The 12,631-nt window shown below is 68.8% G+C and carries 10 protein-coding genes; 9 read left to right on the top strand and 1 reads right to left on the bottom strand.

Translation table 11 applies throughout. The features are described from left to right. Positions 1-3: 3 nt before the first annotated feature. Both G9408_RS10415 and G9408_RS10410 read left to right on the top strand, forming a co-directional pair. A complete protein-coding gene (locus G9408_RS10415) occupies positions 4-1,002 on the top strand; it encodes an efflux RND transporter periplasmic adaptor subunit (protein ID WP_120215109.1) in 999 nt (332 codons plus the stop codon). Beyond that, the gene (locus G9408_RS10410) at positions 999-2,393 is read left to right on the top strand and encodes an efflux transporter outer membrane subunit (protein ID WP_328804441.1); all 1,395 of its coding nucleotides are present in this window, start codon (positions 999-1,001) and stop codon (positions 2,391-2,393) included. Before G9408_RS10415 ends, G9408_RS10410 begins: the two co-directional genes overlap by 4 nt. Before the next feature lie 50 nt (positions 2,394-2,443). Here G9408_RS10410 and G9408_RS10405 read toward each other — a convergent pair whose 3' ends face one another. Further along, a complete protein-coding gene (locus G9408_RS10405) occupies positions 2,444-4,057 on the bottom strand; it encodes an N-acyl-D-amino-acid deacylase family protein (protein WP_168454113.1) in 1,614 nt (537 codons plus the stop codon). A gap of 216 nt (positions 4,058-4,273) precedes the next feature. Between G9408_RS10405 and G9408_RS10400 the strand changes: the two genes are divergently transcribed. The 7 genes from G9408_RS10400 to dacB all read left to right on the top strand — a co-directional run bounded on the left by G9408_RS10400 (position 4,274) and on the right by dacB (position 12,616). Continuing rightward, positions 4,274-5,158 carry a LysR family transcriptional regulator gene (locus G9408_RS10400; protein ID WP_168453914.1) on the top strand — a complete coding sequence of 295 codons (885 nt, stop codon included), beginning with the start codon at positions 4,274-4,276 and terminating at the stop codon, positions 5,156-5,158. Positions 5,159-5,254: 96 nt separating this feature from the next. After that, positions 5,255-6,289 carry an N-acetyltransferase DgcN gene (dgcN, locus tag G9408_RS10395; protein WP_168453913.1) on the top strand — a complete coding sequence of 345 codons (1,035 nt, stop codon included), beginning with the start codon at positions 5,255-5,257 and terminating at the stop codon, positions 6,287-6,289. A gap of 11 nt (positions 6,290-6,300) precedes the next feature. Beyond that, positions 6,301-7,293: an N-acetyl-D-Glu racemase DgcA gene (dgcA, locus tag G9408_RS10390; protein ID WP_168453912.1), complete on the top strand. Its 993-nt coding sequence runs from the start codon at positions 6,301-6,303 to the stop codon at positions 7,291-7,293. A gap of 22 nt (positions 7,294-7,315) precedes the next feature. After that, on the top strand, positions 7,316-8,554 hold the full coding sequence (locus G9408_RS10385; protein WP_168453911.1) for a dicarboxylate/amino acid:cation symporter: 1,239 nt from the start codon (positions 7,316-7,318) through the stop codon (positions 8,552-8,554). Continuing rightward, the gene (locus G9408_RS10380) at positions 8,551-10,131 is read left to right on the top strand and encodes an MFS transporter (RefSeq protein ID WP_235957679.1); all 1,581 of its coding nucleotides are present in this window, start codon (positions 8,551-8,553) and stop codon (positions 10,129-10,131) included. Before G9408_RS10385 ends, G9408_RS10380 begins: the two co-directional genes overlap by 4 nt. Further along, positions 10,128-11,141: a serine hydrolase domain-containing protein gene (locus tag G9408_RS10375; protein ID WP_168453910.1), complete on the top strand. Its 1,014-nt coding sequence runs from the start codon at positions 10,128-10,130 to the stop codon at positions 11,139-11,141. The genes G9408_RS10380 and G9408_RS10375 overlap by 4 nt, the downstream gene beginning before the upstream one ends. Then, positions 11,138-12,616, top strand: a complete 1,479-nt coding sequence (gene dacB / locus G9408_RS10370; protein ID WP_168453909.1) for a D-alanyl-D-alanine carboxypeptidase/D-alanyl-D-alanine endopeptidase — start codon at positions 11,138-11,140, stop codon at positions 12,614-12,616. Before G9408_RS10375 ends, dacB begins: the two co-directional genes overlap by 4 nt. The last annotated feature ends 15 nt before the right edge of the window (positions 12,617-12,631 follow it).

The following is a 12,631-nucleotide window of genomic DNA, read 5'->3' as shown; positions in this document are numbered from 1 at the left end:
GCCATGACCCGACGCTTTGCCAATCTGAACTTCGCCCGCCAGATCCTGCCGGCGATCGCCTTGCTGGGGCTGGTGATCGCGGTGATCTTCATCGCGAGCGGGCTCCCCGACCGGCAGCTCGAACCGCCGCAGCAGACGCCGCCGCGGGCGACCGGGGCGCTCGCCAACAGCGCGCGCGTGGCGGGGGCGGGGGTTGTCGAGCCGTCGAGCGAGATCGTCGATGTCGGCACGGCCTTGTCGGGGCTGGTGATGCAGTTGAACGTGCAGCCGGGCGCCTATGTCGCCAAGGGTGACTTGCTGTTCACCGTCGACGATCGCGCCGTGCGCGCACGTTTGGCGGAAGCGGAGGCCGCGATCGGCGAAGCGCGCGCGGCGATCGGGGAGGCCGATGCGGCGCGCATCACTGCGCAGCGCCAGCTCGCACTGTATCGCCAGGTTGACGATGCCGAAGCGGTCAGCCGGACCGAAGTGGTGCGGGCCGAAGGCGAAGCCGCGGCAGCAACGAGCAGGCTCGCGCTGGCGCGGGCGCGCCTTGCCGCGGCGAGCGCGGCGGCCGGCAGCGCGCGCACCGAACTGGCCCGGTTGGCGGTGCGCGCGCCGATCGCTGGCGAGATCCTGGCGGTGAATATCCGCCCGGGCGAATATGTGCAGGCAGGCGGGCCGCAGGGCGGCAATGCCGAACCCTATATCCGCATGGGCGAAACGCGCCCGCTGCATGTCCGCATCGATATCGACGAGGATCAGGCGGCCGATGTCGCGTTGGGGGCCAATGCCATCGTGTCGCCGCGCGGCGCCGCCGAGCGCCAGGTCGCCGCGCGCTTCGTTCGCGCCGAACCGCTGGTGGTGCCGAAACGCTCGCTGACCAACAGCGCCGCCGAACGCGTCGATGTGCGCGTGATGCAGATCATCTATGCGCTTCCGGCGGGCAGCGACCTCTTCCGCGTCGGGCAGCAGGTCGATGCTTTCATCCCGGCGAAAGCCCCCTCCGGAGCCAGGAAGTGACGCGCAGCGCGCCCCTGTTCTTCGCCGCGGCGCTGCTGGCAGGGTGCGCCGCCGGGTCACCGCCGACGGTGGAGACGCCGACGCCGCCGATTCCTGCGACCTTTTCCGGCGCGCCCGATGCTGCTCGCGCCGGGTCTTTGGCGGCTTTGTTGCCGAGTGACGATCCTGCTTTTTTGGCGCTACAGGCCGCGGCGATCGCCGAAGCACCCTCGCTCGGTGAGGCGGCGGCGCGGATCGAACGCGCCCGCGCCGCCGCGCGCCGCGCCCGCGCCGAACGCGCGCCGCAATTGGACGCGTCGGCGTCGATCGAGACGAGCCGCAGCAATCCGGGGAGCTTCGGCGCCAGCCTGCCGCCCGGCATTTCGATCGATCCCGATCAGACGGCTTATGGCGCTTCGCTCAGCGCGCGCTGGGATCCGGACATCTTCGGTCGCTTGCGGTCCGAACAGCGCGCCGCATCGTTGCGGCTCGATGCGGCGACCGCCGACGCCGACGCGGTCCGGATCGCGCTGATCGCCGATATCGCGTCGCTGGTGGTCGATTGGCGAAGCCTTGACGCGCGTGCGGCATCGCTTCAGCGCGACCTGACATCGGCCGAGCGTCTGATTGCGCTGGCCACCGCACGATCGACCGCCGGCCTTGCGCCGGGCGCCGACCGCGTGCGCGCCGAAAGCGTGGCGAGCGCATCGCGGAGCCGTCTGGCGGGGCTCGATACCGAACGGGGCACCATCGTCGGGCGCCTGGTAACGCTCACCGGGCGCGATGCCGCATGGGTTGAGGCGCAGCTGGATGCGTCGCATGGTGAGCAGGCGTTGCCATCGGCGCCCGCCGCGCTGCCGTCCGACCTGCTCGTCCGCCGTCCCGATGTCGTGGCCGCAGCCGCGCGGCTCGCCGCGGCCGACGCCGATCTGGCGGCGACCGCCGCGCGGCGGTTTCCGCGCCTGACGCTGTCGGGCACGCTGGGCCTGTTGGCATTCAGCCCGGGCCAGTTGTTCGACGATGATTCGATCATCGGGTCGCTCGCCGCTGCAATCGCGGGGCCGCTTATTGATTTTGGCCGGATTTCCGCGGAGATCGATGGTGCGGCGGCGGACAAGAAGCTCGCCTTTCAGCAATATCGTGCGACGGTATTCACCGCCTTGGGCGATGCCGAGTCGGCTTATCGATTGATTGCCGCCGCCGACGCGCGCGCGGCGGCGGCGGCGCAGGAGGCGGCGCTGTTGGCGCGCAGCGACGCCCTGACCGCAAGCCGCTTTCGCGCCGGGCTGGCCGACTTGTCGGCGGCGCTGGAAACGCGGCGGCAAGCCGACGGCGCGGCGGAACGCGCCGCGGTCGCGGTGGGCGCGGCGCGGCGCGCGCGCCTGCTGTTGTGGCTGGCACTGGGCGGCTAGCGCACGCCGACTTCGCAAGAGGCTTGGCGCGAGACGGATTTCCGCTTCAACTAGCCGGGGCAGCCCGGCGGGCGGGGCCGGAGCAGCGCGCGGCCTGCGGTAACGCCGGTGGTGCGGCCCTCGTCGAGCGCCAGCGCGCCGTTGACGAACAGGCTTTGCACGCCGACGCTCAATTCGCGCGGGCGGACATAATCGGCGCGCGGCGCATATCCCGCAGGATCCAGCACGACGATGTCGGCGAAAAAGCCGGGACGCAGATAGCCGCGCCGGTCGAGCTTGTAGATGTCGGCGGTGCGGCCGGTCGATTGACGGATGAAGGTCGCCACGTCGATGACCCGGCGTTCGCGGACATAGCGCGCGTATTTTTCGGGAAAGGTCGCGAACATGCGCGGGTGTCCGTCCGACCCGTCGGACGATGTCACCATCCACGGCTGCTGCATCAGCACGTCGACGTCGGCCTGCGCCATGTTGAACGACGCGACCGCGGTACCGCCGCCCTTTTGGCCGCCGATCTTTGCCTCGATGCTCTGGCGGATGATGCGCAGCGCGGCGTCGCGGCTGTCCATCTTCCACTCGTCGGCGACCGCTGCCAGCGTCTTGCCGGTCCAGGGAAAGCCCTCGGCGATCAGCAGCAACGCGCCCGGCCCGCCGCGCCGCCGCAGATTTTCCTGCATTTCGTCGCGGATCCGCGCCAGCGTCGCCGGATCGTCGAGGCGTTTCAGCAGCGCCGCGCCGCCACCATCGACCGCCCAGCGCGGCAACAGCGATGCATCGAGGTTCGACCCCGACGCCAGCCAGGGATATTGATCGGCGGTGACCTCCATGCCCGTCCGCCGTGCCGCATCGATCGCGGCGATCACCGCCCCCGCCTGACCATGAACATCGACCCCCAGCGCTTTCAGATGCGCGAAATGCACCGGCATCCCGGCGCGCCGCCCGATCGCGATCGCTTCCTCCACCGACCCGAGCAGGCCGATGCTATAGCTCGATTCGTCGCGTTGGTGGGTGTCGTACAGCCCGCCGCGGATCGCTGCCTCGCGCGCCACCGCGACGACTTCGTCGGTCGTGGCAAAGCTTTGCGGGGCATAGAAGAGCCCGGCCGACAGCCCGACCGCGCCTTCGCACATTCCCTTCGCGACCAGCGCCTTCATCGCGTCCAGCTCCGTGGCGCTCGGCGCGCGCGCGTCCTGCCCCAGCACGCGCTGGCGTACCGGGCCAAAGCCGACGAAGGGGACGATATTGGTGCCGATTCCCGACGCCGCGAGTTTGCCGCTGTCCGCCGCGACGTCGGGGGTGCCATTGCCATCGACCCCGATCATCACGGTGGTTACTCCCTGATGCAGCCACGCGGCATTGACGCGCACCGCCGGGTCGGTCGAACGGAGGAAGCTGTCGGCATGCGTATGCGGATCGATGAAGCCGGGCGCGACGATCATCCCCTTCGCATCGATCACCCGCCGCGCCGCGATATTGCCGATGCGGCCGACTGCGACGATCCGGTCGCCGCGGATCGCGACATCGCCGACGACGGGCTTGTCGGGGCTGCCGTCATAGATGGTGCCGCCGCGGATGATGACGTCGACCGCCTTGTCGGTACGCGCCGTGGCGCCGGTCACGGCGATCAGCGCCGCGCCTGCCGCCAGTGCGCCGATGGCGCGGCGCATCGGGAAGGAGACAGTTGACGGCATCGGCGTGGTCCTTTGTACGAACGACAGGTGACGATGGCGAGCGCTGGCCACCGGGGACTATTCCGGCGCCGAAGATGTCCCGAACACCGCCCCGGCGTCCAGAGGAGGGTGTTGCGGCGCCTATAACCCAATGGCATAAGGCGTCAAATTGGGCTGGAGCGGCCCGCGCACGCAGCTTGGGACCGTCACGACATGAACCTTCGCCAGATCGAGATTTTCCACGCGGTGTTTCTGCACGGCACGGTCAGCGCCGCCGCGCGCTCGCTCAACGTGTCGCAGCCGTCGGTGACGAAGGTACTGCGCCACGCCGAACGATCGATCGGGCTGACGCTGTTCGAACGCTCGAAAGGGCGGCTGATCCCGACGCAGGACGCGCACACCCTGTTCGCCGAAGTGTCCGACATCCAGGACCGGGTGCGCTCGCTGCGTCAGGCGTGCCAGAATTTGCGCCACGGGCGCGGCGGGCTGCTGCGCATCTCGGCGCTCCCCTCGCTGGGGCTGGGCGCGATCCCCGCGGCGGTGGCGCGGTTTCTGGCCGATCATGAGGATATCATGTTCGACCTTCAGACGCTCCACCATGACGAGATGGTGCGCAAGCTTTATGAACATGAAACCGACATCGCGATCAGTTTCGAAGTGCCGCTCTCGGCCCCCGTCGCGCATCAGGTGATCGGCGAGGGCGAGCTGGTGGTGATCTACCGCGAAGAGGACATGCCCGCCGCGCCGCCGCGCCTGCATCTCGATCAGCTGCGCGGGCAGAAATTCATCAGCCCGGTGCAGGGCGGCCCGATCGGCCGGATGCTGTCGAGCGAGCTCAGCCGTCTGGAGGTCGAGCTGGACGAAGTGGTGTCGGCGCGCACCTATTATGTCGCGGCGGCGCTGGTCAGCGCCGGGGTCGGCATGGCGATCGTCGACAATTTCACCGCCCATGCGGAGCTGTCGCCCGGCCTCGCCAGCCGCCCGCTGCAGCCCGCGATCACATTCGACATCAACGCGGTCTATTTGCAGAACCGCCCGCCGTCAAAAACGGCATCGGCGTTTCTGGAGGAACTCGCCACGGTGATCGAGGGATTATAGCATCAGGCTATAGGATATGAGGCGCAGGATATTGGGGCAATGCGACGGGTGGCGGTAGAGTTGGTCCTTTCATCGTCCCGCAGGTTGCTCTGAGCCATGATCGACACACCCTATCTTCTTTACCTTGGCCATTCGCAGGATCCCGCCGATATCAAGACGTCGCGCGGTCTCGCCGTGTTCCGGCCCGACATCTGCGTCGGCGAGTATCGCCACGATGATTGTCCGCTGACGCTCGACCTGCCGCGCATGGATTTCGCCGCGGCGCGCGCGGCGGGGGCGCGGACGCTGGTGCTGGGGATTGCCAATGCGGGCGGCAAGCTGGGCGAGGACCTGGTCGTCGACGCGCTGGCCGCAATGGAGGCCGGGCTCGATATCGCATCGGGGCTGCACCACCGGCTGAATGCCGAACCGCGGCTGATCGCGGCGGCGGCGCGGCTCGGCCGCAAGCTCCATGACGTGCGCGACCCGCGCCCCGACATCCCGATCGGCAACGGCAAGAAGCGGGCGGGCAAGCGGTTGCTGACCGTCGGCACCGATTGTTCGGTGGGCAAGATGTACACGACGCTCTGCCTCGCCAGCGCGCTCGAAAAGCGCGGCGTTGCCGCCGATTTCCGCGCCACCGGCCAGACCGGCATCCTGATCGCGGGCGACGGCGTTCCCCTCGACGCGGTGGTCGCCGACTTCATCTCGGGGGCGATCGAACAGATTTCACCCGGGCGCAGCGACGATGGCTGGGACCTGATCGAGGGGCAGGGCTCGCTTTACCACCCCTCCTTCGCCGGGGTGTCGACGGGGCTGCTGCACGGGGCACAGCCCGACGCACTCGTCCTCTGCCACGATCCGGTGCGCCCGCATATGCGGGGCCTGCCGCATTATCCGCTGCCCGGCATCGCTGAAACGCTGGAGGCAAACGTCCGCGTTGCGCAGCTGACCAATCCCGATGTCCGCGTCGTCGGCATCGCGCTCAACACGTCGGCCATGGCCGAGGATGATGCGCGCGCGCTCTGCGCCGCGACCGCGGCCGAATTCGCCCTGCCGACCAGCGATCCCTATCGCTTCGGGGTCGAGGCGATCCTCGATCGGCTGCTCGGCGTGACTGCCCCTTCGCCTGCCGTCGCGGCAACCGCCTGACCTTGCCGACCATGCCGCGCACCCTCACCGTCTTTGCAGAGACGTTCAAGCTGCACGCCCCCTTTCGCATCTCGCGCGGGGTCAAGACCGCCGCCGACGTGGTGACCGTGACCATCGGCCAGGATGGCATGACGGGCCGCGGCGAAGGCGTTCCCTATCCGCGCTATGGCGAGAGCGTCGAAAGCGCGGTGGCCGCGATCGAAAGCCTGCGCGGTGCGATCGAGCAGGGGCTGGATCGGCAGGCCTTGCTCCAGCTGATGCCCGCGAGCGCGGCCCGCAATGCGGTCGATTGCGCGCTGTGGGACCTCGAACTGCAACTTGCGGGCAGCGATCTGGCGACGGCGCTCGATCTTGACCGCCCGCTGCGCCCGATTGTCACCGCAATGACGATCAGCCTCGACACCGCCGACCGCATGGCGGCCGCCGCCGCCGCGCTCGCCGATGCACCGCTGCTGAAGGTGAAGGTCGACCGCAACGACCCCGCGGCGCTGCTGACCGCGGTGCGTGCCGCGGCGCCGGGACCGAAGATGATCGTCGATCCCAATGAAAGCTGGACGATCGCCGAGGTCCGCGATTTGCAGGGTCTGCTGACCGATCTGCGTATCGATCTGCTCGAACAGCCGCTGCCCGCCGATGCCGACGGCGACCTCGCCGGGTTCCGTTCGGCGATCCCGATCGCCGCCGATGAAGCGGTGCACGTCGCCGCCGATCTCGATACGCTGCCCGATGGCTATGGCGTCGTGAACATCAAGCTGGACAAGACCGGCGGACTAACCGGGGCACTCGAACTGGCCGCGGCGGCGCGCGCGCGCGGGCTGGATGTCATGACCGGTTGCATGATCTGTTCGTCGCTGTCGATCGCCCCGGCGTGGGCAATCGCCGCAACCAGCAGCTTCGCAGACCTTGACGGACCGCTCTGGCTTGCCGAGGATCGGGCCGGGGGTGTCCGCGGTGCCAATGGCCTGCTGTCGCCGCCGCAGCCCGGATTTTGGGGCGGGATTTGACGGGATCGGGGCAACAGGGCCGATGACAGTTTTTCTTCGCGGCTGGTTTGCGGTGCCCCTGTGGCAACGCGTGTTGGGCGCGATGGTGATCGGCGTGGCGCTGGGGCTGCTGTGGCCCGCGGCGGCCTCGGCGATCGCGATCATCGGCGAATTGTTCGTCCGGCTGATCCGGATGCTCGTCGTCCCGATTGTCTTTATCAGCATTGCGTCGGGGGTCACCGCGCTTGCCGATCCGCGCAAGCTCGGCTCGGTTGGCGCGCGCACCGTCGGCCTGTTCGCCTTCACAACCTTTTGCGCGGTGTCGATCGGTATCGTCGTCGGGCTGCTGCTCGAGCCCGGACAGGGCGCCGCGCTGGGCAGCGCCGCGCCGCACGCGCTGGGGGAACCCAAATCGCTCCACGACCAGCTGGTCGGCATCGTCCCGGTCAATATCGTCCAGTCGCTGGTCGACGGCGACATGCTGGCGATCATCTTTTTCTCGATCCTGCTGGGCTTCGGCGTCATTCTGGCGGGCGAGCAGGGGCGTCCGATGGCCGATTTGCTGCAATCGGCGGGGCAGGTGCTGTTCCACCTGGTGCGCATCGTCATGGAGGTCACCCCCTTTGGCGTCCTCGCGCTGATCGCCAAGGCGGTCGCCGACAACGGCGTCGCGGTGTTCGCCAATATCGGCTGGCTGGCGGTCGCGGTCGCGGCGGGGGTCGTGCTGCAAATCCTGCTCGTCCATGTCCCGCTGATCGCCTTTGTCGTGCGGCGCCCGGTGCTGCGCTTCTATCGCACGATCGTCGACGCGCTCGCCGTCGCCTTCTCGACCGCATCCTCCGCTGCCACGCTGCCGGTGGCGCTGCGCATCGCGCTCGACGATCTGCGGATTGCGCCCGGGGTCGCCAAGACCGTGCTGCCGATCGGCGCCAGCATCGGCAAGGACGGCACCGCGATGTACGTCGGGCTGCTGAGCATCTTTGCCTTGCAGGCGGTGGGGGTTGAACCTGACCTGCCGATGCTCGCGATCGTCCTGCTCACCGGCGCGCTCGCGGCGTTCGGCACCGCGCCGATCCCTTCGGCGTCGCTGTTCATGCTCGCGGCGGTCTTGTCGGCGGTCGGGGTGTCGCCCGAACAGACCGCGCTCGTCGTCGGCTTTGTCCTGCCCTTCGATCGCCTGCTCGACATGACGCGCACCGTGGCGAGCGCGAGCGCGAACCTGACGGTGACCAGCGTCGTCGGCCGGTGGGAACAGGCGATCGAGCCCGAGGTCGGCAAATGACCGCCATGGCCTTCGATGCCGATGCGCCCGCGGCGGCATTTGTGAGCGATCACGACGCCCGGTCGGCACAGCGCCGCGCCCGCATCCTCTATCTGATGCTCGGCTTTTCCGCTGGGCTGCCGTTTTACATGTTCTCGACCGTGCTGGCGGTGCGGCTGACCGATCATGGCGTCGCGCTGGCAATCATCGGTTTCTTCGCCTGGGTCCAGTTGCTGCCGACCTTCAAATTCCTGTGGGCGCCGTTGCTCGATCGTTATGCGGTGCCGGGCTTCACGCGCTTCTGGGGCAAAAGGCGCGGCTGGATCATGCTGTCGCAGCTCGGCATCGTGACCGCTTTGGTGGCGATGGCGTTCACGTCCGCCGACGACAGTCTGGCGCTGACCGCGTTGTTCGCGGTTCTACTCGCCTTCTGGACGACGACGCTGGAGGTTGCCGCCGACGCCTGGCGGGTCGAACTGGGGCCGACGCCCGAATTGCAGGGGCCGCTCGCCGCCGCGAACCTGTGGGGCTATCGCACGGCGATGGTCGCCGCGGGCAGCGGGGCGCTGCTGTTCGCCGACGTCGGCGGCAGCCTCGCGCCGACGCTGCAGTCGTTCGGCATTGCGCCCGGCTGGACCGCGGCCTATCTGCTCATCGCGGTCGCGGCTTTCGTCCCGCTGCCGATCCTCGCCGCTCTCCCGCCCGAACAGCGCGGCACGCGCGGCCGTGCCGCCGCGCTGATGGGTGGATTGGTGACCAGCGCGGCGATCCTGCTCGCGCTCGCTGCGCTGGTTGCGGCGGTCGGCTGGGTGTTGCTCGGTGCCGCCGCCAATCTTGGCATCAGCGCCGCGACCAACGTCACCCCCTGGGTGCTCGGCATCGCCATGCTGCCCTTTCTGGCGATGGCCGCGATGCTGCCGCGCATCCGCGGCGCCGCGCCCGATTCGCCGCTCCGCAACTCGGCGGCGATTGGTCCCTATGTCGATTTCTTCTGGCGCTATGGCGGCCTCGCCATCGCCTTGATGGCCTTTGTGTCCATCTATCGCATGGGCGACGTGCTGGCGCTCAACCTGTCGAAGCCGATGATCCTCGGGCTCGGCTATACCAAGACCGAGATCGGCTGGGCCGACGGCGTGGTGGCGCTGGCCGCCAGCATCGTCGGCGTCGGGCTCGGCGGATGGATGACGACGCGTTGGCGGTTCGGCATCACCCTGACGATCGGGGCGCTGTTCGCGGCATTCGGCAATTTCGGCTTCGTCTGGCTCGCGCACCAGCCGCACGACCAGGCCCTGCTCTATATCGCGACCGCCGCCGACCAGTTCGGCAATGGGATGGCTGGCGCCATCTTTGTCGTCTATCTGTCGATGCTGGTGAACCCGCGTTATCCGGGCGCGCAATATGCCTTTCTGTCGGGCTTCGCCTTCCTGTTGCCCCGACTGTTGTCGGGGGCGGGCGGCACGGTGGTCGGGCGGCTCGATGCAGCGGGGTACAATGGCTTTGACCTGTTCTTCCTCGCCTCGGGCGTGATCAGCCTGGCGGCGATCCTGTTCCTGCCGCTGATCGCGCGGGCCAGGCCGCGCGCGGACGATCGGCCATGATCGACGCCGCCTTTGCGCCGGTGGTGGCCGCGGTCGACGCCGGGCGGATCCCCGGCGCGGCGCTGGGCATGGTTTCTATCGATGGCGACAGCGAGGTGCGTTTCGCGGGCATGGCCGCGCTTGTTCCCGAGCCCGAGCCGCTGACCCGCGAGCATTGGTTCGACCTTGCTTCGCTCAGCAAGGTCGTCGCGACGACGACGATGATCCTCAAACTGGCCGAACAGGGCCGCCTCGACCTCGACCGCCCCTTGACCGATGCGATCCCCGATCTGCGCCAATATGATGTCGCGAACGCAGCCGAGCGGCGGCTGACCTTTCGCGACTGCCTGATGCACCGCAGCTTCTTGCCCGCGGTCGAGCCGATCTACACCTATGGCGACGATCCGGCGCGGCTGCGCGCCTTTGTTCTCCAGCGCGAATGGCGGCACGGCCCGCCGGTCTATTCGGACATCAACTTCATCCTGCTCGGGATCGCGATCGAGCGGCTGACCGGCGCCTCGCTCGCGGACTGGCCACTCGGTGAAGGGCTCGGCTTCGGCCCGCCCCCCGGCCCGGCGGTCGCGACCGAGCATTGTCAATGGCGCGGGCGGGTGCTGAAGGGCGAGGTGCACGACGAAAACGCCTATGCGCTCGGCGGCGCGCCGGGCCATGCGGGGATGTCCGGCACTGTCGACGGCGTGCTCGGCTTTGCGCGCGCGCTGCTCGCCGGGGAGCTCTTGTCGCCCGCGATGCTGCGCGAAATTCGCACCGCGGATGAGCGCCACCGCACCTGCGGCTGGGAGCGCGCGTTCGCGGGCTGGCACGGCGGGAGCGGCTGTTCGGCCGATACCATCGGTCACACCGGTTTCACCGGCACCGGCCTCTGGATCGACTTCGAGCGCGGCCTTGGCTGGACGCTGCTCACCAACCGGGTCCATCCGACCCGCCACTTCGACAGCGGCATCGCCGCACTACGCCCCGTCGTCGGCGAACAGCTTGTCGCCGCATGGGATGCTCAGGAGAGAAGATGAAAACCGCGCTCAAACCGCTCGCTCCGGCCCTTGCCCTGGCACTGCTGATCGCCCCCGTTCACGCCCGCACGCCTGCTGTTCCCGCGCCCGCACCGCTGCTCACGACGGTCGAACAGACGCTGGCGGCCGCCCCGGCGGGGTCGCGGTTCGGGCTGCTGGTGACGACGCTCGAGGGCGAAGTGCTGCTGGCGATCGACCCCGACCAGCGCTTCATCCCGGCATCGAACACCAAGATGTTCACGACCGCGGTCGGCTATGCCCGGCTGCCGCTGCTCCAACAGAGCGCCAAAGGCACCGGGGTGCGACTCGAAACCGGCGGCGGCGCGACCGACGTCATCCTCCACGGACGCGGCGACCCGCTGCTGTCGAGCGCCGACGACTGCAAGACCGACTGCCTGCAGATGCTCGCCGATGCGGTGGCGGCAAAGACCCGCACGGTCCGCAACATCGTCGGCGACGACAGCTGGCTACCCGACGAGCGCTGGAGCCCGGGGATGAGCTGGAACAATATCGTCTCGCGCTATGGCACCGGCAATTCGGCGCTGACCCTCGACGACAATGAGCTGGTGGTGAAGCTGGCGCCGGGCGCGATCGGCGCCGCGCCGACGATCGAGACCTCTGGCTACTACGTCATCGACAACCGGGTCACCACGGTCGCGGGCAAGGCCGAAGCGATCGAGGCCGATCGCATGCCGAACAGCCGTGTCCTCCGCCTCACCGGCACCGTCGGCGCCGAGGCCGCGCCGCTGACGCTGCGCTATGGCATCGACGATCCGGCGCATTATGCCGCGTGGCGGCTCGGCGAACTGCTGAAGGCGCGCGGCGTCCGCGTCGATGGCGCGATCGAGGTGCGGCACCGGCCGCTGACTGCCGCCGACGATCCCGAAAAGCGCAACGGCGCCGCGGCCGCCGTGCCGACCGAACCTGCCATGCTCGCCGAACTGCCCGCGCCGCCGCTCGCCGAAAATATGGTGCGGATCAACAAGGAGAGCCAGAATCTGCACAGCGAACTGATGTTGCGCCGCGTGGCGCGGCAGGTGGGCAGCGGTTCGATCGCCGACGGTCGGGCGGCGGTGCGGCAGTTGATGACGCAGGCCGGGGTCGCCGAAACCAGCTACGACTTTTCGGACGGGTCGGGCATGTCGAGCTACAACCGAATGAGCCCGCGCGCCGCGGTCGGCCTGCTCAGCTGGATCGCACGCCAGCCGTGGAGCATGGCGTGGCGCGACACGCTGCCGATCGCGGGGCGCGACGGGACGCTGCAGAACCGGTTCAAGGGGACGATCCTCGAAGGCAAATTATTCGCCAAGACGGGGTCGCTCAACGCCTCGCGCGCGCTGTCGGGGTATCTCACGACAAAAAGTGGCAAGACGCTGATCTTTTCGGTGCTGGCGAACGACATGCCCAACGGCACCGACAGCCAGGCGACCGCAGCGGTCGACCGCGCGCTGGTGGCGATTGCCGAGGGGCTATAAAAACGCGAGCCGCTT

The sequence above is a fragment of the Sphingopyxis microcysteis genome (genome assembly GCF_012274265.1).
Lineage (GTDB): Bacteria > Pseudomonadota > Alphaproteobacteria > Sphingomonadales > Sphingomonadaceae > Sphingopyxis > Sphingopyxis microcysteis.
Note: the sequence above shows the minus strand (reverse complement) of the source record. Positions and strands in the feature narration are given on the sequence as shown.

Coding starts and splice junctions, on each gene's coding strand:
- G9408_RS10415 (WP_120215109.1), top strand. CDS start 4: ATGACCCGACGCTTTGCCAATCTGAACTTCGCCCGCCAGATCCTGCCG.
- G9408_RS10405 (WP_168454113.1), bottom strand. CDS start 4,057: ATGCGCCGCGCCATCGGCGCACTGGCGGCAGGCGCGGCGCTGATCGCC.
- G9408_RS10400 (WP_168453914.1), top strand. CDS start 4,274: ATGAACCTTCGCCAGATCGAGATTTTCCACGCGGTGTTTCTGCACGGC.
- dgcN (WP_168453913.1), top strand. CDS start 5,255: ATGATCGACACACCCTATCTTCTTTACCTTGGCCATTCGCAGGATCCC.
- dgcA (WP_168453912.1), top strand. CDS start 6,301: ATGCCGCGCACCCTCACCGTCTTTGCAGAGACGTTCAAGCTGCACGCC.
- G9408_RS10385 (WP_168453911.1), top strand. CDS start 7,316: ATGACAGTTTTTCTTCGCGGCTGGTTTGCGGTGCCCCTGTGGCAACGC.
- G9408_RS10380 (WP_235957679.1), top strand. CDS start 8,551: ATGACCGCCATGGCCTTCGATGCCGATGCGCCCGCGGCGGCATTTGTG.
- G9408_RS10375 (WP_168453910.1), top strand. CDS start 10,128: ATGATCGACGCCGCCTTTGCGCCGGTGGTGGCCGCGGTCGACGCCGGG.
- dacB (WP_168453909.1), top strand. CDS start 11,138: ATGAAAACCGCGCTCAAACCGCTCGCTCCGGCCCTTGCCCTGGCACTG.